The organism is Catalinimonas alkaloidigena (assembly GCF_900100765.1).
Taxonomy (GTDB): domain Bacteria; phylum Bacteroidota; class Bacteroidia; order Cytophagales; family Flexibacteraceae; genus Mooreia; species Mooreia alkaloidigena.
Window position 1 is genome coordinate 749,586 of record NZ_FNFO01000001.1, and the last position, 20,515, is coordinate 770,100.

Sequence of the window (20,515 nt, forward strand, 5' to 3'; positions counted from 1 at the left end):
GAATGTAAAACTACCGAGCGTGTCTGAGCGTAAGGCCAGCAACCTTACTTCCTTTGGCCCAGCCACCGCAGCGCGTCGAGCAGGAAGCGGTCTTGCATTGGGCTGGAAAACGAGGACGAAAGCGTGCGGTTGGTGCCGCCTTCGTAGTCCATGTCGTTGTGTCCCATGTTCACGTAGAGCATCCGGTAGTTGCGGTTGGTCCAGGCCACGGGATAGTACCCATCGTGCCAGATCTCGTGCGGCTTGGGCCCGGTGCCCAGCGGAAAACTCGTTGCGTCGATGGCCAGCAGAATGTCGATGTCGGGGTTGGTGCGGAGGTCGTGCTCCCAGCGGTACCACTCGTTCGGCGCGGAACGAAACGTGTCGGGCAAATGACGGGTAGCGGGGTGATTCCCGTCTTCCACCCGCAACACCGCTGAGGTGGGCCGCCACGTGTTGCTGACAAACTGGCCCGATCCTAAAAACTGATCGTGGTACCAGTCCCAGTTCTGCGGGTAGGTGGAGGGGGTCATGGCAAACGCTGCGAAGTGAAACCCCATCCAGGCCCCGCCGCCTTCCATGTACCTCTGAAACGCGGCCCGCTGCGTTAGGGAATCGGGTCGGGTATCCAGAAACAACACGACCTGATAGTCTTTCAGAAAATCGTCGTTCAGGTTCGCCCAGTTGTCAGTCGAGTCGTAAGCGAAGTGGTGTTTCGCCGCCTGTTGGGCCAACCATCGGTTCGCCTCGTGTACGTAGCTGATGTGCGCCAGGTCCTGTTGCGCCGTGTAGAACCCGATCACCTTAAACTTCGGTGGCCGCGGGGCAATTGAAAGAAAGGAAAAGCTGATCAGGAGAAAAAATAGAGCAAGAAGGCGGTGGCGAGGGGATGCGGGCATGGTGTGCAAATTAAGAAGACGTTAGCTTTTGTCTCAGGTACGTGATGAATCGTTGCAGCAGGCGAAAAGCAATCCGGCCAAAAAGGATTCCAGCGATCAGACCTACGAACGCGCCTAAAAGCAAGGAAGTCGCTACTGTACCTTGATGCAAAATGCGGTAGAGAATTTCTCCACTTGCACAGCCTAGTGCGCAACCAATCACTGCGAAAGTAGTCAGTGTAAATGCCAGGAAACCTTTGGTGGCCGAACGCTGGTGGACGCCTATAAATACCGAGGTTGAAACGACGCCGACTGTGATCAAACCAACTAACGCCAGCAGAGCAAATCCGGCTAGCACGAACACCAGGACTAAACAGGCCACTAATAAGGTCAGCATTAAGACTGCTCCAATAAAAAGGACTGGAGTGAAATCTTTGTCGGCATCGTCTTCGTCAACTGCTGTGACCTGGAGCGAGTCGGGGGCATACACAGACGCTTCCGTAGAATCAAATGCTGCCTGGGATTGGCTAAACCCTAAGCTAGGAGCCAGACACAGCACACCTGTAAGCCAAACAAGGAGGAGGTGTTTTATCTATGTTGTTGAGAGTAGACGATGTAAAAAACGATACTCAAGTAAGACCACAACCCAATGAACACCAGGTGAATGCCTGTTTCCAACGGCTTTCCGCGCCATAACTTGGAAGAATAACCGAAAAATTGGATGAGGAGCCGAGCACTCCAGAAGGTGCCTAATCCCAGGGCGATCCTGCGGCCTAGTGGCGTATGAACCAGTTCGTGGGCTGAAGTCATGCACAGCAGGCCCATCAGCAACACGACGAAAGCGACGAAAAACGTATGCACATACATCATCTGCCGGTTGATCAGTTGCAGGGAATGCAGGTCTTTTTTCCAGTCGAAGTACCGGGGGAAAATGAGGTGAAGTGTAGCCAGTGCCACCAACAAAACGCCGATGATGTTAAGGTGCAGTTCCATCTTTTTCGAGGACATAACAGGTCACGAAAGGGGTAATTTTCTTGCGTTGCCTGATGCGAAATCCTCCAAGGATAAAGGTTTTACGCCAGGTAGGTTCTGGAAAGAAGTGGAAAACCCCAATCGTATAGGAGATGAAGTTAAAAATGTCGCGCAGGTGTTCCACAACTACGACGTGCCCATCAGATTGCAGACTACGGTGTAGTTCCTGAAAGAACTGTATACGTTCCTTAGCGTTCCGGATTTCGTGGGCAGCAAAGAGGACGCACATCAGGTCGGCGTATTGGTCGGGAAGCGGCAGGCGGTCGGTGCGGATGTGCTGTGTGTCAGGATGAGGGGGATAGGCTTTACGCGCCCGTCGGATCGAGACTTCGGTGTGCCGGGCAGGATCGTAAAAGTCAAAAATGATCAGGTCGGTCGTCGGAAATTTTTCCTTTAGCAAGACACTGGATTCGTCAAAACCAGCATGGATGTTCACCAGGCGCTGTGGTGTTTTCGGAACTTCCAGCCACTGAAGTTGGTAGAGCGACGAAAGGTCGTAGACGTAAAAAGAAACCAGCAGCGAGACAAGGGTTGTGCTTACCGCCATACCGCAGAGGAGCCCAAAAAACGGTCGATAGGAGACAGGTAGCCACCTGATGACGACCCCTAATGACAGAATGCCACCTAAGGCTATCAGGTAAAAATGGTAGTTGAAACGCAGAATATTGCGGATGCCTTGAAAGGGTGTTCTTCCAGTTACCATGGCTCACGAACGCCTTTTTTCCAATGGTAAGGAATCTCCTGGACCACAAACGCACTCGCCAGCCGAAACGTGCTCAAGTGCGGCTGGTCCAGAAACGGAATGTAGTAGTCGAGGACGGTGACCGGTTGGGGTTGCCAGTGTTGCCGGACGCCCTCGATGATCAGCATCTCCCTGGTTTGGGGAAGCGACGTGAAGGTAAAGGGAAGCGGACCGGCAAACCGCCGTGCTTCTTTCCAGTCGTGAAAGGGCGACTCGGGCGGCAAGTCCACCGCGTGCTCGTCTTGCCTGACCTGTACCCGGAAGCCGGAAGAAGGTGAAGACAGCGTCGTTTCCGTGCCCTGCTTACTGACTTCGATAGCGACCTTCTGGTAGCGGTAGTGCGTAAAGAGGTTGCCGAGCAGTTGCATCATAGGGTTGTCCGTCTCCGAGCGGAGGATGTGCAAGCCCCGCCGTCGCTTGCCCGTCGCATTGGTGAACCGGACGAATAGACGGTATCCGATCAGGAAGAAGTCGTTTCCCAGCCAGGCCGGAAAGCCTTTCGGGCGCAGGTGTTTCGTCTGCACCATCGCCACGGCCAGAAAGGCCCATTCGTCCTCAAACAGATCCAGCGACAAACCCTCCGGGACGAGCGAAGTCAATTGCGCTTGCGGAAAGGCGAATGTCAGCACGAACGAAGACTCAAAATACGCCTCGACGGCAAAAGGATGGTGGTTGAGAAAGGAAAGCACAATCAGACAATGCGTTTGCGAAGTTGAAACGTATGGTAGTAGATCAGCCCCATAAAACCCAGCGCAAAAATGAGGTTGAACCGATCCCACAGCAGCAGGTCCGGTGCCAAGAAAAATTCCAGCAGGTTCATCGTCCCGATCAATACAATCTGTGTTACCGCACTGACACGCCGTTGAATCCCACTAACTACCCAGAGTGCCATTCCGATCTCCGCGAACCCTATCGCCTGAGTTAGGAGCGGAGCCACCGCTTCGCCCAGAATACGCGCGACAATCTGCTCGTGTCGCGGCACCCAACCTAGCACTTTGCAGAAAAGCCCATTCACCAGCCAGACGGAAGCGATGCAGTAAGTGAGGAGGTGGTAAAACAGAAGGACAAGTTGACGCATGAAGCAAGATCTGAATGAAATGGGTTTCCGCCTGATCAAAGAAAAGAAGAAGCTTTCGTGCGCAAGGTATGCACCAGCGTACGCAACGGCTGATTCATTTCTTCGTCTAGATTCCAGGTGAAGGTGGTGCCTGATGAGGGGATGGATAACTGGCAAAAAAGTCCATCCAGTACAATTCCCTTGTATGGCGCAGTACTCAGAAGGGAGGTATCGATGGATTGTAGAAAAGTAGCCTCCGTTTCCGAGAGCGAAAGCTCCTGTTCGGTAATAGCCAAGCGATTCAAATTATAAATCCCATGCTGAAAGCGCGAACCATCGTAGTGCGCATTCCAATACTTCGCTACAAACTTTACTTCAGATTTATGAGCAAGTAATGTAACAGAAAATGCATGTGATAGGAGTTGTCCTATCTCCAAATACAGAATATGAGTGTGCCAATCAGGCGGACAAGCTAAATCCGTCAATTCAGTTTTGATCTGATTGATAAGATCTTCCGTACGATTCGAGAATCTTTCCATTTACCAATACGCTCTGTCATCCCGAAGGGATCTTCTTGCTCTTCAAGAGGATTTTTCTCAATGTGTAGCAAGATCCAGCAGCGGCTGCCGCTTTCAGGATGACATAGAAAACACTACTTGTCATTTCGACCATAGGGAGAAATCTTGCTCCGACAGGCTCTAGATCTCTCACATTCGTTCGAGATGACAAATTAAACGAGATGAGAGCGGAAAGAGAATGACAAAACAGTGGTCGAGATGACAGAGAAAGGAAGACGGGCAGAAAGTAGAGCGAGCTTCTACTTCCCGGCGGTTAGCATCTTCTCCAAGTACGCATTGTATTCGGTGAAGACTCTGGCGAGGAAGTCGATTTGTTCCTGCGCTTCCTGCCAATCCCCCTGTTCGATGGCCTCACGGACCCCCGGTAGCGTTTTGACGCCGTAGCCGGTGTAGAAGCCGGGGGCGTAAATCTGGTGCCGGAACCAGGGGCGGCGGGGTAGCCCTTCCTCCCGGACCAGTTGCCGCTCGGCGTGGTAGAGCAGGGCGTTGAGTTGCGTCCGTTTTTGTGCCGGGAGGAGGTCGGTTTTCAAGAGGGCTTCCAGTTGCTTCGCGTTTGTCTCCAGGGTGGTCAGCGCGTTTTGCAGCGGTGCGAAGTTGAGGTAGGGGACGGGTTGGGGCGCTTTCGGTTGGTAGAGTGGCTCATTCGGATCAGCGGCCAGTTCGTAGAGGTGTTCTTTCAGGTTGGCCTGTAGGCCGTCGGCTTCCTTCCGCATCTTGTCGGCCGTTTCCATCACCTCCTTCAGGTATTCGGCCATCGTTTTGTAAAAGTGGTCGAATTCGAAGGGCAGCAGGTCGGCGTTGGCGAGGCGCAGCGTGGCCCGGCCCGCCGTTTCGGCCAGCGCGATCCCGTAGGCGAACTCCGGATCTTTGAAGCGGCGGTAGTGGTCGTACGAGTCGTAGATGGAATGGTACTCGCCGCCGCTGCCTTCGCCGCCGTAGCCGAGGTTGAGCGAGGCGATGCCCAGGTGCTGGAGGAAGGGCGTGTAGTCGGAACCGGAACCCAGCGCGCTGATCGTGAAGCCTTTGTACTTCTCACGGCCGCCGCCGTTCACGATGTCGAACGCCTTCCGGCGCTGCAACACCGAGACTTTCTTTTGCGGGTCTTGCACGTCGCCGGCAATCTGGGCGCAGAATGCTTCCAGCGTGTGCGAGCCGCCCATGAACAGGAAACCGCGCGAGTTGCCGTCGGTGTTGATGTAGGCCACGGCCTTCTGTTGCAGTTCGGCGGCGTGGTCTTCCACCCATTCGGTCGAGCCGATCAGGCCGGTTTCTTCCGCGTCCCAGCCGCAGTAGACAATCGTCCGTTTGGGTTTCCAGCCCGTTTTCGCCAGCTCGCTCACGGCGCGGGCCTCTTCCATCAGCGCGACCATGCCCGAGACCGGATCGGCCGCCCCGTTCACCCAGGCGTCGTGGTGGTTGCCGCGTAGCACCCACTGGTCGGGAAATTCGCTGCCCTTCATCGTGGCGATCACGTTGTAAATTTCTTTCTGGTCCCAGTTGAATTCGAGCTTCAGGTGGACCTTGACCGGTCCCGGCCCGATGTGGTAGGTGAAGGGCAGGGCGCCACGCCACTTCTCCGGGGCCACCGGTCCCTGCAGGGCTTCCAACAGCGGCTGGGCATCGTGGTAGGAGATGGGCAGGACGGGAATTTTGGTCAGCGTTTCGGCCTGGCTCCGGTCGAGGCGCTTTGCCTTTTTGGTGGCCGCGTAGCCGGGCGTCAGCGGATCGCCAGGGTAGAGGGGCATGTCCATCACCGAACCGCGCTGCACGCCGTACTCACTCTTGAACGCTCCCTTGGGGTAGACGTCGCCCTGGAAGTAGCCGTCGTCCTGCGGATCGGAGTAGATCAGGCAGCCGATGGCTCCTTTTTCGGCGGCGAGTTTGGGCTTGATGCCGCGCCACGAGCCGTAGTACTTGGCGATCACGATTTTGCCTTTCACGTCGATGCCCGCCTCTTCGAGCTTTTCGTAATCGTCCGGCACGCCGTAATTGACAAACACCAGTTCGGCCGTCACGTCGCCGTCGGTCGAGTAGGCGTTGTAGGTCGGCAGTTGCGCGTCGGTCTGGCCCGAGGTCGCATCTTCCGCCAGAGCCGGTTCCGCCAGCGAAGCGGTGAATTTCGTCGGTTCCACCATTTCCAGCACGCGCACCTTCGGCGAGGGGAACAGCACCTGATACGTCTCAATCTTCGTATCGTAACCCCACGACTTGAACTGTTTCGCCATCCACTCGGCGTTGTCCTTGTCGTAGGCCGACCCCACGTGGTGCGGTTCGGCGGCCATCCGCTGCATCCACTGGCGCAGGTTCTCGGCCTTCAGGGTCTGGTCAAATTGTTTTTCGCGTTGTAGTTCTTCGGCGGCGTGGGCTTTCGTGAACCCCATCAGGGCGGTGGTGTCTTGGGCGGCGAGGGGGGAGGAAAAAAGTAGGCTGAGGAGGAGGGCGGAAGCGTGTTTCATGGGCAAGCGGGGAGGTTAAGGAAACGCTAAATATAAAACAGCCGGTACGAGAGAAGGAAGTGCCTTCGCAACTATTCTAGACGTTAAGCCTACTTTTCTTTGGCACCTCACCCACAGGCTCTTGCGCTCCTCGCTAAATTTCCGATTTCCATGCGTGAGGTTTACCTTAACGTATACTTTTTCTTTTTCGCTAACTCCTCCTCGCTATGCTCGACCTCGTTATTGATGCTCGTTCTGCCTCGCTGGGCAATGGATTCCACGTACGGCGGATTTTGCCCTACCGGCTGCGCCGGATGCTGGGGCCGTTTATTTTCATGGACCACGCCGGTCCGGTCCACATCGCGCCGGAAAATCGCGCCAGCATGGACGTGTTGCCGCATCCGCACATTGGTCTCTCGACCGTGAGTTACCTGTTCGACGGGCAGGTGACGCACCGCGACAGCCTGGGCGTGCAGCAGGTGATTCGGCCCGGTGAGGTGAACTGGATGACGGCCGGGCGGGGCATTGCCCACTCCGAGCGGTTCGAAGATCCGGCGATGCTGGCGGGCGGCCAACTGGAGATGATCCAGACATGGGTGGCGCTCCCCGAAGCGGCAGAAGAACAGGCCCCCACGTTCGAAAACTACCAGCCGGAGCAACTGCCCATTTTCACCGATACGGGCGTCTGGATGCGGCTGATTGCCGGGGCGGCCTTTGGCGAGAACAACCAGGTGAAGACGCATTCGCCCCTGTTTTACGTGCACGTGGTGCTGGAACCGGGCGCGCGTTTCGGCCTACCCACGCACTATCCCGAGCGGGGTGCCTACGTGGCGAAAGGAGAGGTGGAAGTGAACGGCCGGACCTACGGCGTGGGGCAGTTGTTGGTGTTTACCCAAGGCGTCGATCCGGTGATCGTCGCCCGCGAAGCGAGCACGTTGCTGTTGCTGGGGGGCGAGCCGCTGGGCGAACGGTTCATCTGGTGGAACTTCGTTTCGTCCAGCCGCGAGCGGATCGAACAGGCCAAAGCCGACTGGCAGGCGGGGCGCATTCCCTTGCCGCCCAACGACAACCAGACGTTTGTCCCGCTGCCCGAAGACCGCACCAGACCCGCCGGTTCGGGTGGGAATCCGCCGCCCGGAGCGCTGTCGTAAGCAAATCAGGTACATTTTATTGGAAAGTTGATGGGATTTTGTCGTTTTTGCTTTTCTAAATGTAAAAAATACTTTACATTTAGTAGCGTATGTAAGACAAACCGATCACGCCATGAAAAAATCTCAATCTTTCCTTTTTGTCTATCCCTACTGGGCCAAATGGCTGGGAGCCGCGAGTATTCTCTTTGGGCTGATCGTCTTTCTCTACCGGGTACTGCATTATGAAATCGTGGACATCAGAGGCGGGAGCTTTCCCGTCGCTATCGGGCTGACACTGATCTTCTTCTCCCGGGAAAAAACCTTCGATGAGCGGATCGTCTTTCTGAAGTTCAAAGCCTTGGCTATGGCGGTCCCGCTGGCGGTGGCCATCACCATGCTGATCAACTACTCCTATAATTTTGAGGGCTATTCCATCGAGACCGACAGTTGGTTTTCCATTTCGGCCTTCGAATACCTGACCATCGCCTTGCTCGTTGCCCTGGGTTGGTTTCACTACCTGAGGATCAAAGCGTAACAGCACGCATGAAAAATTCCATCAAGGTGGAGCGGGCCAAAAAAGACCTGACGCAGGCCGATTTAGCTCTCAAAGTGGGCGTTTCACGTCAGACCATCAACTCAATCGAGAAGGGGAGATTTGTACCGTCCACGTTGCTGGCACTCAAAATCGCCCGTGTGTTGGACGAACAGGTGGACCATATTTTTACGTTAGAGGTCGACGACTGGGACTGAGCCGCATCGCCTCAGTGCTTGATTTCCAGTAACATGCCTTCCGTGACCACCGCATACAGGTCCTCAAGGTCCGCCGTTGTCATCGACACGCAGCCCTGCGTCCAGTTTTGTTTGTACCGGATGGCGTGGTCGTAGCCTTTCGGCACCCCGTGGATGCCGATCTCGCCGCCGATTTCGGCCTCGGGAGGAATCCGGCCTTCCAACTTGGCGCGGCGATGCTTCCGCCAGGAGTCGTCGGTGGGGTAATCGAGCCAGATGAAATAAGACCACTTTGCGTGAGGATACTTGCTCTTGACCCGGAATGTGCCTTCGGGCGTACAGTGATCACCCTGCCGCAACTTATCGTCTACCGGATTTGCGCCAAACACTACGTCGTAGCCCCGCAGGGCAAGCGAGTCGTGCCAGACGGTAAGGGTATACTGCGATTTGGTCACAACGATCCGTAGCTGTTCCGGCGTCAGGTGCAGCGAGTCGCACAGGCGCGAAAGCGTAGGAGGAACGGTAGCGTGCACGGCCGGTGGGTGTGTCGACGATGGGCGACCCGTTTGTTCCGTGGTAGGGGAGGTGCAGGCGCTCCAACCCCAAAGCAAAACCATTATTAATCCGCCTAACCGGTACGTCTTTCTGAGCGGCCAGGCGAGGCTTAGTCCTGCCACTCGCTGAAAATTACTTCGTCGGCCGTACGCAGCTGCGCGACGTGGCGAAGGGCGTTGGTCGGGTCGAGGGGCGTCCAGTACGAAGGGTACTTGATTTCGACTTCGCGGTTGAGCAGACGCGTTTGCCACTCCTCCAGGGTCAGGCCCGTTTCCAGGCCCCGGTTGATGTAAAAGCACTGTGCCGTGCCTTCCAGCGCCAGCACCACGTCGTGTTCGCCTGCCGTGCGGACGTCGCGCACGCGCCCTTCCACCACCCGACAGTGCGCTTCCGGTACGTGGGGTACTGGCCGCAGGGCCATGCCCAGCGTAAGGACGAGGAGAAACGCAAGCGAGGACAACAGGAGGGTTTTCGTGGACATGGTGGGAGTAGCTAAGGGTAAAAAAGAATTGCTACGCCAAGAAAGGAAATAGTTCGGGGATGTGCAAACCGCGCCCCTCATCAGGAGGGATGGGCTGCCAGCGGCGCGGCGCGTTTGACAAAAAAGGCCACAATGGCCGATGTGAAGGCACCCATCAGCAGCGCTCCGATGACGCTTTGCAGCACGTAGTTGCCCAGGCTGAAATACGCCTCGGCTTCGGCCGGTTCCATCTCTCCGGTGGCAACGGCGTAGGCAATTACGTTGGGGAAGTACTGCGGGGTGATGACGGTCGAGGTGATCCATTGTGTCAGCGGACTGAGCAGCGCAATGAAGAGCGTCAGCACCAGTCCCGAGACCAGCCCCTGTTTGTAGGTCATCACGCCGCCGTAGTCGTTCCGTCGTTTGTCGAGCAGCGCCAGCACGTACAGCGCAATGGCCGGAATCGCGAAGAAGTTGGTGTAGATCGCGTGTTGGGCAATGTAGCGGTCGTGCAACCCGGCGAGCCGTTCCAGGACCATCCACAGAAGGGCCACCCCGGCAAAAAGAAATGCCCATTTGAGTTCCGTACGATACTTTTTCATAAGACAAAGGTGCTAATAGAGACCAGGGCTTCAAAAAGAAAAAGGCGGGGAAGCGCGCAACTCAAAAAGCGGGAAAACGAAAACCCACTTCCTGAGCGTGGAGAAGACGCCCCTGAAGTGGGTGAGGTTGTGCACCGAGGTGCGGATTACAGCTTGCTCTTGGCGTCGATGAGCTGGTTGTCGACTTTCTGGTTTTTGACGGCGTAGTTGAAGCCGGGGTGGATGGCGTAGGCCCCGTATTCGCCTTTCATGTTCATGGCGAGGAAACCGACCTGGATGTCGCGGAAATCGGGATACTTTTTGATGATGCGCTCGACGGCCGCCTGGCAGGCCTGTTGGGGCGAATTGCCCTGCCGCATCAGTTCCACCACCATGTGACTGCCCACGATGCGAATCACCGCCTCGCCGACGCCCGTGGCACACGCCCCGCCCACTTCGTTGTCAACGAACAACCCGGCCCCGATGATGGGCGAGTCGCCCACGCGACCGTGCATTTTCCAGGACATGCCGCTGGTGGTGCACGCTCCCGACATTTTGCCGTTTTTGTCCAGGGCCAGCATCGAGATGGTATCGTGGTTTTCGATGTTGATCACCGGCTTGTACTTGGCGTCTTTCAGCCACTCCTTCCACGCCTTTTCGGCATCGGCGGTCAGCAGGTTTTCTTCCGGGAACCCTTCTTCCAGGGCAAACTGGCGGGCGCCTTCGCCGACCAGCATCACGTGCGGCGTTTTTTCCATGACGCGCCGCGCGATCGAAATCGGGTGTTTGAACCCTTCCAGAAAGGCCACCGAGCCGCAGCGGTCCTGTTCGTCCATGATGCAGGCGTCGAGCGTCACGTGACCGTCGCGGTCGGGCCAGCCGCCGTAGCCCACGGTCGAAACGGTGGGGTCGCCTTCGGGCACGCGCACCCCCGCTTCGACGGCATCGAGCGAGCGGCCGCCTTTGTTCAGAATTTCCCAGGCGGCACTGTTGGCCGGTACGCCGTGGTTCCAGGTGGAGATCACCACCGGCCCACCGGGCGCAGGCGACGAGAAGGCGGAACGAACGGAGGCCAGGGCCGGGCGAACACCCGACAGCGCCAGGGCACTGAGCGCAGAACGGCGAAGAAAACGACGACGTGAGTTCATCATGGAAAGTGAAAACAGGAAAAAGGGTAGAAAATGGGAACGTGGCGGTGGCGCAAAATATGCGATTCTGTTCATTTTCCGAAATCCGGCGGCAGGCGCTCCGCTCAGCGCGGGGATAGTACCAACTCCACGTAGACCGGAAAGTGGTCGGAGCCAATAGGTTCCATGCGTTGGAGAGCCTTCACCCGAAACTCCCGCGTCACGAACACATGATCGAGGGGCCAGCGGAAAAGGGAAGAGGTGGCATCGAACGAGTTGAAGAGCCCCCGGCCGAGGCGCACGTTGTGCAGCACGTCGTCGGCTTCAAACATGCGCGTGGTGTGCGACCAGGAGACGTCGTTGAAATCGCCCGCCACAACGGCGGGTACCTGTTCGCGAACCACCAGGTCACCTACTTTCAGCAGCGCTACCTCTTTGTCGTCCATGTTGTCCGGGTATTCGTCGGGAATGGGCGGCACCGGGTGGACGGCATGCAACCGGAAGGAGCGACCGTCGGGCAGTTGCAGGGTCGTGTGGACCGAGGGAACGTCGTGGTGATTGAGGTGTTTTACCTCGGTTTCCGACAGCGGAAGGCGCGAGTAGAGGATCAGACCGTAGGTGTTGTCCAGCGGGTGCTCCAGCCCGTAGGGGTACGCGTCGTCGAGGGGTTGCAAAGTCTGTTCCCACCAGGCATCTACTTCCAGAAGCAGAACCACGTCCGGTTGCATCCGGCGAATCAGCGCGGGCAATGCCTCGGCGTTGCGGTTTTTCATATAGACATTCGCGATGAGCAGACTGAACACCGACGAAAGGGTGTCCTCCTCGATCGCTGCGTCCGCGACCTGCCGGGTACCCAAGGGTGTGTACGGCACGATAAACGAAGCCTGAATGCCCAGCGCCAGCAGTAGCGCCACTACGAAAAGAAGCGCTCCCCACCGCCAGTGGCGGTTCAGCACGCCGTAGAGCACAAGCAGCCCCGCCAGGGCCAGCAACAGTTGCAGCCGCGGAAAATCCAGGACCTTGAGCCACCAGATCGGAACGTCGTAGAGCAGCGACAGAAGCGTGGCCGCAACGGCGGCGAGTCCCAACAAAATAATCAGAAAGAGAAGGGCGGTCTTTATCTTTGCCATAAAAATGCAGGAGAGTCCGGTGCTGGCGGGCGTTCCGCCACGAGGAGCGCCGCACCGAGTGCCGAGGTCTTGTCCGAAAACTAGTCAGTATCTTATGCCTAACCAACCCCTTTTTGAGCTCTGTGTAAATTCGGCGGCTTCGGCCGTTGCTGCGCAAACCGGCGGTGCCGACCGGGTCGAGCTGTGCGAAAACCTGTTTGACGGGGGAACAACCCCTACCGCCGGCACCATCGCCACGGCGCGCCGCCACCTGACCATCCCGATGATGGTGATGATCCGCCCGCGGGGCGGCGACTTTCTGTACTCCGACCTGGAGTGGGAAGTGATGGAACACGACGTAAAAACTGCCAAAGACCTGGGGGCCGACGGACTCGTGACCGGCATCTTGACGCCCGACGGCCGCGTGGACATGCGGCGGATGGAGCAGTTTATGCGCTGGGCCGATCCGCTGCCCGTCACGTTCCACCGGGCGTTCGACGTGGTGCGCGATCCGCTCGAAGCGCTGGAGAACCTGCTGGACTTGGGCGTAGCCCGCATCCTGACGTCGGGACAGGAATCGACCGCCTGGGAAGGCGCAGACCTGATTCGCGAACTGGTGTTGCACGCCGGCGACCGACTCATCATCCTGCCGGGTGGCGGCATTACCGACCGCAACCTGCAGAAACTGGTCGACCACACGGGCGTGCGGGAGGTCCACTTTGCGGCCCTGCACCAGGAACCGAGCGGCATGCAGTACCGCAACGACCGCGTCTTTATGGGCGGTACGCTTCGTCCGCCCGAATACGAAGTGACCATCACCGACCCGCAGCAGGTGCGCGTCATGCGCGGTGCCGTGTCGGCGCATTGATCGTTCGTAAAAAGTTTTGTAGCTTGGAGAAGTGCCTCAATACAAATGGGTTATGAAGGTACTTCTCCTTTTTTTGTGGGGTTTCCTGAGTGCCACCGCCCGAGGCAGCACGCCGGGAATCGGGCATGGCGATGCCGACGTGCTCTGGCTGGCGCTCCTCTTCTGTGCCTTGCTGGCGTTGGTCTACGGTGCGCTGGTGGCCGGGCGTTGGCTGCGCCGTCATGCGCTTCACTGGTGGCACCGGCTGCATGCCCCGGAGCGGCCCGATACCCCCTCATAACTTCCGCGTACGTTGCTGCGTATCCTACCGAAACCTGACGGCTGCCGTGTGCCTGTAGAAGTCGTTTTTACGGGAGTATTTTTTGCATGAGACCGTAGGGAGGTATCACTTACGCAGAGACATACGGATGGATTATTTTGAACGATTCGTCTACCATACCAAGCAGATGTGTTATGGAGGCGACGGATTGCTGATCTGGAACGACGTAGTCACCAACTATGGCATCTGGATCGCCTACATGGCGTTTGCCTATTACTGCATCGGGTTTCAGCGCATTAAAATTCCGGCCCTTCGGCCGTTGCTGGACACCCGGCTGTTCTGGGCCCTGATGTGGGTGTTTTTCTTTTGCGGGTGGCAGTATTTTCAGGATGCCACCAGCGCGTTCTACGCTTCCGGCCCGTGGTACTACCTCAAAGTAGGCGCCCGCTACGTCCAGTTGGGATTTATGGTGGTGCTCATCCTCTCTTCCAGCCGGTTGCGGGCGTGGGCCAAAACCCTGCGGACGGAGTCGGATGTCCACGAGTTGGAGGAGATGGGCCACTGTGGCCAGTTTCGGTACGATCCCGGTACCCAAACCGTCTGGTGGTCGGACGGCATGTTCCGGATTTTCGGGATAGTGCCTAAACCCGACGGCATCCTGTCGCTCGGGCAGGTCGAAAACTGCATCGATCCCCGCGACCGAAAAACGCACATGGAGCAGGTCGGTCGTGTGGTCGCCGACCGCCAGCCCCGTGAAATTACGAGCCGCATCGCGCTCGATACCGGCGAAGTGCGCTGGATTCGGGCGTCGCACCGCATGGAAGGCCGTACCATGATCGGCGTCGTGGTCGACGTGACCGAAGAGAAGCGAGCCAACGAAAAAAATGCGGAGCTGATTCGGGGGTTGCAACGGAGCCTGATCATCCTGGAACAGGAAAAAAATCCGGGCAAAATGGCCGAACAGTTGCGACAACTGATCTGAAAAAAGACCCTGCCAGAACGCAAAACACCGCCACTTCTCTCCAGGAGCCGTGGCGGTGTTTTCGGAAACAACCGGTGGGTTGTTATACCTGATTGCTGCTGTACTGGTACACGCTGGCCAGGTGCGCCGGCGAATGTTTGGTGATGTCCAGGTCTTTGATCAGCCCGTCTTTCAGGCTGTAGACCCAGCCGTGGATGTAGGGAAACTCGCCGTTCTCCCACTCTTCCTGAATGAACGACACCATGCACAGGTTGTTGACCTGTTCCTGCACGTTCAGCTCCACGAACCGGTTGCCGCGCGCGTGTTCATCTTCGATGGCGTCCAGTTCTTTTTTGTGCATCCGGTAAACGTTCTTGATGTTGACCAGCCAGTTGTCGAGGTAGCCGTACGAGTTGTTGCTCATGGCGGCCAGCACGCCCCCGCAGCCGTAGTGACCGCAGACGATGATGTGTTTGACCTTCAGCACCTTGACGGCGTAGTAGACCACACTCAGCAGGTTGGAGTCGGTGTGATGCACCACGTTGGCAATGTTCCGTTGCACGAAAATGGAACCGGGCATCCGATTCGTGATTTCCGTAGCGGGCACCCGGCTGTCCGAACAGCCGATCCACAGAAACTGCGGCGATTGCCCCTGGGCCAGCCGGTCAAAAAAAGACGGATCTTTCTGTTTGGTATTTTCAACCCAATCTTGGTTGCCCTTAATCAAGTCTTTGATACTTTCTGCCATAGGATCGTTGGTTTGGTTAATAAGGTTAGGGAGATAAGGGACGGAATCCCCCGCCGGCCCGGAGGCGGCGAGGGTCGCGTACATGCTATGCTAAAGTACTGGCTCTGACCCGGATTTGTTTGCCCGGGGGCGCGGAATCTTCCGAAAAGTTGACCGAAAGGGCTTGCGCCCGGCTTACTTCAGGCCCGGTGCCGCGACCCGCACCACGGAGAGTGAATACGGCGCGGCGGTCAGCGCAAGGCGTTTGCCGGAAGTCGAGAGGGGCTGTTCGGTCGGGCGGATGTTGCGCGACGCTGCAAACCCGTTGACGGCCTCCAGGTCGTCGCTCTGCAAGACGGTGAGTGTCCCTTCTTTCGCCAGGCGAGCCACGCCTTTAAACTGAAAGTTAAGCTCCTGCGGCGTGGCGGTACTGTTGACGATCTTGAGCACGAGCTCGCCCGTGGCGGCATCTTTCGCCGCGGTGGCGTAGAGGCCCTGTTGCCCGGTGACGGGTTTGCCGCCCTCGGTCAGGGGCAGCACTGCGGTGCCGCGGTTGGTAGCAAAGAGTTTCTGGACGTAATAATTGGGCGTTCCGTACGATTCCAAGTTGTTGAACCATATCAGGTCGGGCGTCCACTGCCAGCCGTCGACGTGGGCGAAGAGCGGTGCATACGAGCTCAGGTGCACCACCTCGGCGTTGCGTTCCAGGCCGGTCATAAAGGCGGCTTCTGCCAGCGCACACTCCCAGTTGTTTTTGTTGTCGGGGCTGGCGATGGCGACACTCTGCGCCGCGTATTCTCCCGCAAACACCTTCGGGCCGTTGCGGTCGTAACGGTCGTAGCGGTCGGCGTTTTCCAGGAACCACGACGGACTGCGGTAGTAGTGCTCGTCGACGATCTCAGCCCCCATCTGCTTCAGTTGCTCCCAGCCGTAGTCGAACATTTCCCCGTCGGGGAACGGGCCGCTTCCCGACACGAGGATCATTTCCGGATATTGAGACTTGATGGCTTTTTCAAAGACCTGATACCGTGCGATGTATTCCGGACCCCACTGCTCGTTGCCGATGCCGATGTAGTTCAGGTGGAACGGTTCGGGGTGGCCCATGTCCGCCCGCACCTTGCCCCACACCGAACTGGTAGGGCCGTTGGCAAACTCGATCAGGTCGAGCGCGTCCTGCACGTAAGGGTCGAGCTCGTCCATCGGCACCAGCTCGCCGGTGTTGAACTGGCAGGCGATGCCGCAGCTCAGGATGGGCAGCGGCTCGGCGCCCATGTCTTCGGCCAGTTGGAAATATTCAAAGAAGCCCAGCCCGAAACTCTGGAAGTAGTCGGGGGTGGGGCGGTGCTGAAATTCGGTGTTCCACCGGTTGATGAGGACTTCGCGGCCCGTGATGTCGCCCACCGTTTTTTTCCACTGGTACCGGCGGGCCAGCGTGCGGCCTTCCACAATGCAGCCGCCGGGGAAGCGCAGAAAGCCCGGGTCCAGGTCGGCCAGCAGTTGCACCAGATCGGCCCGCATCCCTTTGGGGCGGTTTTTCCAGGTATTTTCCGGAAACAGCGAAACCATGTCGAGATCGACTACGCCCTTGCCTTCGAAGCGCATCGAAAACCGGCCTTTCATCGCCGTGCCGGTGGCCACGATCTGAGCGCTGTATTCTTTCCAGGCAGACCCGGAGGGCGTTAGGGTAGCCTTGCCCAACACCTGGCCGGTGGTGTCGATCAGTTCGACGTGCAGCTTCGTGTTGCCCTCGGGCTGGCGGGCCATCAGGGTCAGGTTGTACTGCATCCTTTCCTGAATGCCCATGCCCCGGAAGCCGGTGTTTGTCAGGCGGTAGCCGGTATCGGCCTTGACCGTTACGCGCAGGAAATGAGCATTGGCGACCTCTTCGCTACGTTTGATCGCCGACGCAAACCCAGACTTCTCGTTCATCGAAAACGGATCGCTGGCCGGTTGCAGCCAGCCCATGAGCGGGGTGTCGAACTCGAACGAGCGGTTCTTGATCATCTCGGCGTAGAGGCCCCCGTCGGCCGCGAAGTTGATGTCTTCGAAGAAAATGCCGTACATGGTCGGCTGGATGGGCGCGATGGGTTTCGCCACGTCCACGACATACGCGTGGTTCTGCGGGCGATCGGAGAGGGGCGTGGCCTGCGCACAGCCCAGAAGAAGTAGAACGCCGAGGACGTAACCCCAGCTACCGTTGGGAGAAGTCAGATTCATTAGGGAGGAAGTTGTTTGAAAGCAACCAAGCTACAAAAAAGCGGAATAATGCGGGCGGCAAGCCACCGGAAGTAAGCAAACTGATCTATAAACTTTTGAGATTATGTAAATAAAAACGGGATAGAGGCTGCAACCGCTGTGCAAATGAGCCTTGCCTGTGCCCGCTATAAAATCTTCTTTGGTTTTCTGGCTCGATTCGGTAGATTCATTTGAATAATCTCTATTTTGTGATTGTGAAAAGAGGTAAATAATGAATTATAAAAAAGATACTATTGGAAATTCGTCGAAGCGCAAGTTTTTAAAACAGGTATTCGGTGGGTCGCTGGCGGCGATGGCGCTTCCGTTACTGCCGCTGGAGGCGTTGGGAAGACCCACCTTGCAACACCTGCGTCAGCAGCTGGCTGCTGCGCCGGACGAAGAAACGTACTGGCGTCTGGTGAAACAGCAGTTCATGATTCCCGAGGCGCTGCTGATGGTCAATGCCGCCAACCTGTGTCCGAGTCCGTACGTGGTGACGGAACAGGTCGTCAACGCGTACCAGAACCTGGAAAAAGACGTGTCGTTTCATTACCGGGCCACTTTTGCGACCCAGCGGGCCGAAGCCTTGCAGCAACTGGCCGACTTTTTAGGAGTGCACGCAGACGAGATCGGCATCACGCGCAACACCACCGAAAGCAACAACATCGTCGTCAACAGCCTGGACCTGAAAAAAGGCGACGAGGTCGTGATCTGGGAACAGAATCACCCGACCAACGGGCTGGCCTGGCAGGAACGCGCGAAACGCCTGGGCTTTACGGTAAAAACCGTGGCCATGCCCGCTCAGCCCACCTCGGCCGCCGAACTGATTGCCCCGTTTGCGGAGGCAATTACCAGAAAAACCCGGCTGATTGCCTTCTCGCACATCTCTAACGCGTCGGGCATTGCCCTCCCGGCCAAGGCCCTCTGCCAGCTGGCGAACGAGCGGGGCGTGCTCTCGATGGTGGACGGCGCTCAGTCGTTGGGGATGGTCGACCTGGATCTGCGGGCCATGGGCTGCGATTTCTACACCGGCAGCACGCACAAGTGGTTGATGGGGCCGCTGGAAAATGGTATCCTGTACGTGAAAAAAGAACACCTGGACCGCCTGTGGCCCCTGATCATCGGGGCGGGCTGGCATCAGAACAGCACAACGGTCGACGAGAAATTCTGCGTGCTGGGGCAGCGGAACGAAACCACGGCGGCGGCACTTTCGGCTACGCTGGCTTTTCATACCACGTTGGGCAAAGCGCAGATCGAAGCCCGCACCAAAGCACTCAACGCGTACCTCAAGCAGCAGCTCCGGGAGCGCATCCCGTCGGTAACGTTCGTCACGCCCCTATCGCCCGACCTCAGTGCGGGGGTGACCATCGTCAACCTGGCCGGCCAAGAGCCCCGCGCGCTGGTAGATCGCCTGTACAAAACCCACGGCATCGCCTGCGCCCCCACCGGCGGGCTCCGCTTCTCGCCCCACATCTACAACACGATGGCCGACCTGGACCGTATCGTCGATGCACTGGCGACCGTGTGAGCGGGCGGCAAATCGGCTCTGGCAAGCATCGGGGATGCAGAGACGGGTTGCCTCTAAAACGCTTCTGTCTGGCTATAACGCGCACAAGACGTACCACTTTTTCTGTGACGACGCCGCGTAAAAAGTGGTACGTCTATAAATAACTAGAGCTGCAACAAAACCGGATCGAGCTACTTTCTAAGTGTCAGCCTGAGCAGCATCGCGTCAGCTGAAAATCTTATAGGTGTGTTATCTTATACGCCTCAATTGACGTTTATAAGGTCCCGCCATGGGGTTGATTGAATTGCAACCAAACCAACCGTAGCGAGCTTGCCTTATGAGCACTTATACATACTTGGGAGATCGTCAGACGCGACCTGAGCTAAAAGGCGCTACTGTAACCGCTGTCATCCGACCGGACGGCAAGTGCATCCGTGGACGCAACGGACTTATGCTTGTGCGGACCGCTACAGGGGAAGAAGTAACCGTGATTGCGCGTTTGCTCCGAAAGCGGTGAGAACGCAGGCCGTTTGTTGTAACGACCGAATGGCCGCTCATGCGGGATAGGACATGGCGGGTAGCCCACAAAAAAAGCCCTTCACATCGCTGTAAAGGGCTTTCGTGCGGATGGAGGGACTCGAACCCCCATGCCTCGCGGCGCTAGATCCTAAGTCTAGTGCGTCTACCAATTTCGCCACATCCGCAAGGGCCCGCAAAGATAGGGAGGTTTCCAGAAAATACAAATGCGGCGGTCGCGGCGGCAGAAAATTTGTCGGGGCGAAACCGGTCGTGCGGATACGGCGCGGGATGCCGCTTGCGGGCGAAGGCCTCGGTCCCGGACCCGATGCGGGTTTAGTTGGCCTGGCGGATTTCGCCGGAGCCCGACACGCGCATCCGTTCGATGCGGGGCTGACCTTTGTAACGGATGTCGCCCGAACCCGAGACGCTCGCTTCGAGCGATTCGCTGACGTTCAGGTTGATGTCGCTGGAACCGCTGATCGACACGTGGGCGCGCTCGCTTTTCAGCCCGAACGCCTCGATGTCGCCCGAGCCCGACACGCGCAGGTCCTGTTCGCGGGCGCGTCCGGCAATTTCCAGGTCGCCCGAGCCCGACATCGATACCTCCAGGTGGTCGGTCTGGACGTCGGCCAGTTCAATGTCGCCCGAGCCGCTGCCCCGCACTTCGAACGATTCACTGCGGATCGGCGAGCGCCCGAAAATGTCGCCCGAGCCCGACACATGCAGTTCGCGCAGGCTGCGGTAGGTGACGTACACTTTGATGTCGTCGTGGTCGTTCCACCATTTCCAGTTGTTCTTTTCGTCTTTCAGGCGGATGCGCAGCGTGTTGCCGTCGAGTTCCGTCTCAATTTTTTCGACCGCTTCGTTGTCGCCGTCGATCCGCACCTGTGGGGCGTCGCCCTGTTCCAGGTACACGTCGAAGGGACCGCTGATGCGCAGCCCGCTGAAATCGGAAAACGTGCGTACTTTGCCGGTTTGCGCCCAAACCAGGCCGGTTACCATCGCAAAGCAAAGGGAGAAGAAGAGTTTGGTTTTCATGAGAGAAAG

Annotated in this window: 23 protein-coding genes and 1 tRNA gene; 7 read left to right on the forward strand and 17 right to left on the reverse strand. The window is 57.7% G+C overall.

Features of this window, described 5'->3' with window-relative positions:
* Window positions 1-44: 44 nt before the first annotated feature.
* From BLR44_RS02885 to BLR44_RS02920, 8 genes are all read right to left on the reverse strand, one after another.
* Entirely contained in the window at window positions 45-878 is an 834-nt protein-coding gene (locus BLR44_RS02885; RefSeq protein ID WP_089679138.1) for a ThuA domain-containing protein, read from the reverse strand.
* A 10-nt stretch (window positions 879-888) separates the two neighbouring features.
* Window positions 889-1,347, reverse strand: coding sequence for a hypothetical protein (locus BLR44_RS02890; protein WP_143017081.1), 459 nt, complete (start codon window positions 1,345-1,347; stop codon window positions 889-891).
* A gap of 98 nt (window positions 1,348-1,445) precedes the next feature.
* Window positions 1,446-1,865: a hypothetical protein gene (locus BLR44_RS02895; protein WP_245705952.1), complete on the reverse strand. Its 420-nt coding sequence runs from the start codon at window positions 1,863-1,865 to the stop codon at window positions 1,446-1,448.
* Window positions 1,834-2,436 (reverse strand): class I SAM-dependent methyltransferase, encoded by a 603-nt coding sequence (locus tag BLR44_RS02900; protein ID WP_245705953.1) that lies wholly within the window; start codon window positions 2,434-2,436, stop codon window positions 1,834-1,836. Before BLR44_RS02900 ends, BLR44_RS02895 begins: the two co-directional genes overlap by 32 nt.
* A 149-nt stretch (window positions 2,437-2,585) precedes the next feature.
* Entirely contained in the window at window positions 2,586-3,320 is a 735-nt protein-coding gene (locus BLR44_RS02905; protein WP_089678737.1) for a DUF2071 domain-containing protein, read from the reverse strand.
* Window positions 3,321-3,322: 2 nt separating this feature from the next.
* Window positions 3,323-3,709 (reverse strand): DoxX-like family protein, encoded by a 387-nt coding sequence (locus tag BLR44_RS02910; protein ID WP_089678739.1) that lies wholly within the window; start codon window positions 3,707-3,709, stop codon window positions 3,323-3,325.
* 35 nt (window positions 3,710-3,744) lie between these two features.
* Window positions 3,745-4,227, reverse strand: coding sequence for a hypothetical protein (locus BLR44_RS02915; RefSeq protein ID WP_089678741.1), 483 nt, complete (start codon window positions 4,225-4,227; stop codon window positions 3,745-3,747).
* A gap of 278 nt (window positions 4,228-4,505) precedes the next feature.
* Window positions 4,506-6,722 carry a transferrin receptor-like dimerization domain-containing protein gene (locus BLR44_RS02920; protein WP_089678743.1) on the reverse strand — a complete coding sequence of 739 codons (2,217 nt, stop codon included), beginning with the start codon at window positions 6,720-6,722 and terminating at the stop codon, window positions 4,506-4,508.
* A gap of 206 nt (window positions 6,723-6,928) precedes the next feature.
* On the opposite strand from BLR44_RS02920, the gene BLR44_RS02925 reads away from it, so the two are divergent.
* From BLR44_RS02925 to BLR44_RS02935, 3 genes are all read left to right on the forward strand, one after another.
* A complete protein-coding gene (locus tag BLR44_RS02925; RefSeq protein ID WP_089678745.1) occupies window positions 6,929-7,852 on the forward strand; it encodes a pirin family protein in 924 nt (307 codons plus the stop codon).
* A 112-nt stretch (window positions 7,853-7,964) separates the two neighbouring features.
* Complete coding sequence (locus BLR44_RS02930; RefSeq protein WP_089678747.1) at window positions 7,965-8,366, forward strand: hypothetical protein; 402 nt, start codon at window positions 7,965-7,967, stop codon at window positions 8,364-8,366.
* A gap of 8 nt (window positions 8,367-8,374) precedes the next feature.
* A complete protein-coding gene (locus BLR44_RS02935; RefSeq protein ID WP_089678749.1) occupies window positions 8,375-8,581 on the forward strand; it encodes a helix-turn-helix transcriptional regulator in 207 nt (68 codons plus the stop codon).
* Between the two features lie 11 nt (window positions 8,582-8,592).
* On the opposite strand, the gene BLR44_RS02940 is transcribed toward BLR44_RS02935, so the two are convergent.
* From BLR44_RS02940 to BLR44_RS02960, 5 genes are all read right to left on the reverse strand, one after another.
* The gene (locus BLR44_RS02940) at window positions 8,593-9,093 is read right to left on the reverse strand and encodes a L,D-transpeptidase family protein (RefSeq protein WP_176955875.1); all 501 of its coding nucleotides are present in this window, start codon (window positions 9,091-9,093) and stop codon (window positions 8,593-8,595) included.
* A 131-nt stretch (window positions 9,094-9,224) separates the two neighbouring features.
* Window positions 9,225-9,596, reverse strand: a complete 372-nt coding sequence (locus BLR44_RS02945) for a hypothetical protein (RefSeq protein ID WP_089678753.1) — start codon at window positions 9,594-9,596, stop codon at window positions 9,225-9,227.
* Between the two features lie 80 nt (window positions 9,597-9,676).
* A complete protein-coding gene (locus BLR44_RS02950) occupies window positions 9,677-10,177 on the reverse strand; it encodes a DUF4199 domain-containing protein (RefSeq protein ID WP_089678755.1) in 501 nt (166 codons plus the stop codon).
* Between the two features lie 146 nt (window positions 10,178-10,323).
* Entirely contained in the window at window positions 10,324-11,304 is a 981-nt protein-coding gene (locus BLR44_RS02955; RefSeq protein ID WP_089679141.1) for a glycosylasparaginase, read from the reverse strand.
* A 104-nt stretch (window positions 11,305-11,408) separates the two neighbouring features.
* Window positions 11,409-12,413: an endonuclease/exonuclease/phosphatase family protein gene (locus BLR44_RS02960; protein ID WP_089678757.1), complete on the reverse strand. Its 1,005-nt coding sequence runs from the start codon at window positions 12,411-12,413 to the stop codon at window positions 11,409-11,411.
* 94 nt (window positions 12,414-12,507) lie between these two features.
* On the opposite strand from BLR44_RS02960, the gene BLR44_RS02965 reads away from it, so the two are divergent.
* The 3 genes from BLR44_RS02965 (at window position 12,508) to BLR44_RS02975 (ending at window position 14,501) form a co-directional block, all read left to right on the forward strand.
* Complete coding sequence (locus tag BLR44_RS02965) at window positions 12,508-13,260, forward strand: copper homeostasis protein CutC (RefSeq protein ID WP_089678759.1); 753 nt, start codon at window positions 12,508-12,510, stop codon at window positions 13,258-13,260.
* 52 nt (window positions 13,261-13,312) lie between these two features.
* A complete protein-coding gene (locus tag BLR44_RS02970; RefSeq protein WP_089678761.1) occupies window positions 13,313-13,540 on the forward strand; it encodes a hypothetical protein in 228 nt (75 codons plus the stop codon).
* 127 nt (window positions 13,541-13,667) lie between these two features.
* Window positions 13,668-14,501 carry a PAS domain-containing protein gene (locus BLR44_RS02975; protein WP_089678763.1) on the forward strand — a complete coding sequence of 278 codons (834 nt, stop codon included), beginning with the start codon at window positions 13,668-13,670 and terminating at the stop codon, window positions 14,499-14,501.
* Window positions 14,502-14,583: 82 nt separating this feature from the next.
* On the opposite strand, the gene BLR44_RS02980 is transcribed toward BLR44_RS02975, so the two are convergent.
* The gene (locus BLR44_RS02980; RefSeq protein ID WP_089679144.1) at window positions 14,584-15,228 is read right to left on the reverse strand and encodes a carbonic anhydrase; all 645 of its coding nucleotides are present in this window, start codon (window positions 15,226-15,228) and stop codon (window positions 14,584-14,586) included.
* Window positions 15,229-15,402: 174 nt separating this feature from the next.
* The gene (locus BLR44_RS02985; RefSeq protein ID WP_089678765.1) at window positions 15,403-17,424 is read right to left on the reverse strand and encodes an alpha-L-arabinofuranosidase C-terminal domain-containing protein; all 2,022 of its coding nucleotides are present in this window, start codon (window positions 17,422-17,424) and stop codon (window positions 15,403-15,405) included.
* 250 nt (window positions 17,425-17,674) lie between these two features.
* Between BLR44_RS02985 and BLR44_RS02990 the strand changes: the two genes are divergently transcribed.
* The gene (locus BLR44_RS02990) at window positions 17,675-18,970 is read left to right on the forward strand and encodes an aminotransferase class V-fold PLP-dependent enzyme (protein WP_089678768.1); all 1,296 of its coding nucleotides are present in this window, start codon (window positions 17,675-17,677) and stop codon (window positions 18,968-18,970) included.
* A 601-nt stretch (window positions 18,971-19,571) separates the two neighbouring features.
* Here BLR44_RS02990 and BLR44_RS02995 read toward each other — a convergent pair.
* Window positions 19,572-19,653, reverse strand: a tRNA-Leu gene (locus BLR44_RS02995).
* 148 nt (window positions 19,654-19,801) lie between these two features.
* Window positions 19,802-20,506: a head GIN domain-containing protein gene (locus tag BLR44_RS03000; protein ID WP_089678771.1), complete on the reverse strand. Its 705-nt coding sequence runs from the start codon at window positions 20,504-20,506 to the stop codon at window positions 19,802-19,804.
* Between the last annotated feature and the right edge of the window lie 9 nt (window positions 20,507-20,515).

Excerpts from the sequence above, each read along its gene's own strand:
- BLR44_RS02900 (WP_245705953.1), bottom strand. The coding sequence starts at position 2,436 with ATGGCGGTAAGCACAACCCTTGTCTCGCTGCTGGTTTCTTTTTACGTC.
- BLR44_RS02970 (WP_089678761.1), top strand. The coding sequence starts at position 13,313 with ATGAAGGTACTTCTCCTTTTTTTGTGGGGTTTCCTGAGTGCCACCGCC.
- BLR44_RS02960 (WP_089678757.1), bottom strand. The coding sequence starts at position 12,413 with ATGGCAAAGATAAAGACCGCCCTTCTCTTTCTGATTATTTTGTTGGGA.
- BLR44_RS02920 (WP_089678743.1), bottom strand. The coding sequence starts at position 6,722 with ATGAAACACGCTTCCGCCCTCCTCCTCAGCCTACTTTTTTCCTCCCCC.
- BLR44_RS02925 (WP_089678745.1), top strand. The coding sequence starts at position 6,929 with ATGCTCGACCTCGTTATTGATGCTCGTTCTGCCTCGCTGGGCAATGGA.
- BLR44_RS02965 (WP_089678759.1), top strand. The coding sequence starts at position 12,508 with ATGCCTAACCAACCCCTTTTTGAGCTCTGTGTAAATTCGGCGGCTTCG.
- BLR44_RS02980 (WP_089679144.1), bottom strand. The coding sequence starts at position 15,228 with ATGGCAGAAAGTATCAAAGACTTGATTAAGGGCAACCAAGATTGGGTT.
- BLR44_RS03000 (WP_089678771.1), bottom strand. The coding sequence starts at position 20,506 with ATGAAAACCAAACTCTTCTTCTCCCTTTGCTTTGCGATGGTAACCGGC.
- BLR44_RS02935 (WP_089678749.1), top strand. The coding sequence starts at position 8,375 with ATGAAAAATTCCATCAAGGTGGAGCGGGCCAAAAAAGACCTGACGCAG.
- BLR44_RS02930 (WP_089678747.1), top strand. The coding sequence starts at position 7,965 with ATGAAAAAATCTCAATCTTTCCTTTTTGTCTATCCCTACTGGGCCAAA.
- BLR44_RS02985 (WP_089678765.1), bottom strand. The coding sequence starts at position 17,424 with ATGAATCTGACTTCTCCCAACGGTAGCTGGGGTTACGTCCTCGGCGTT.
- BLR44_RS02885 (WP_089679138.1), bottom strand. The coding sequence starts at position 878 with ATGCCCGCATCCCCTCGCCACCGCCTTCTTGCTCTATTTTTTCTCCTG.
- BLR44_RS02955 (WP_089679141.1), bottom strand. The coding sequence starts at position 11,304 with ATGAACTCACGTCGTCGTTTTCTTCGCCGTTCTGCGCTCAGTGCCCTG.
- BLR44_RS02990 (WP_089678768.1), top strand. The coding sequence starts at position 17,675 with ATGAATTATAAAAAAGATACTATTGGAAATTCGTCGAAGCGCAAGTTT.
- BLR44_RS02915 (WP_089678741.1), bottom strand. The coding sequence starts at position 4,227 with ATGGAAAGATTCTCGAATCGTACGGAAGATCTTATCAATCAGATCAAA.
- BLR44_RS02945 (WP_089678753.1), bottom strand. The coding sequence starts at position 9,596 with ATGTCCACGAAAACCCTCCTGTTGTCCTCGCTTGCGTTTCTCCTCGTC.
- BLR44_RS02910 (WP_089678739.1), bottom strand. The coding sequence starts at position 3,709 with ATGCGTCAACTTGTCCTTCTGTTTTACCACCTCCTCACTTACTGCATC.
- BLR44_RS02895 (WP_245705952.1), bottom strand. The coding sequence starts at position 1,865 with ATGTCCTCGAAAAAGATGGAACTGCACCTTAACATCATCGGCGTTTTG.
- BLR44_RS02950 (WP_089678755.1), bottom strand. The coding sequence starts at position 10,177 with ATGAAAAAGTATCGTACGGAACTCAAATGGGCATTTCTTTTTGCCGGG.
- BLR44_RS02975 (WP_089678763.1), top strand. The coding sequence starts at position 13,668 with ATGGATTATTTTGAACGATTCGTCTACCATACCAAGCAGATGTGTTAT.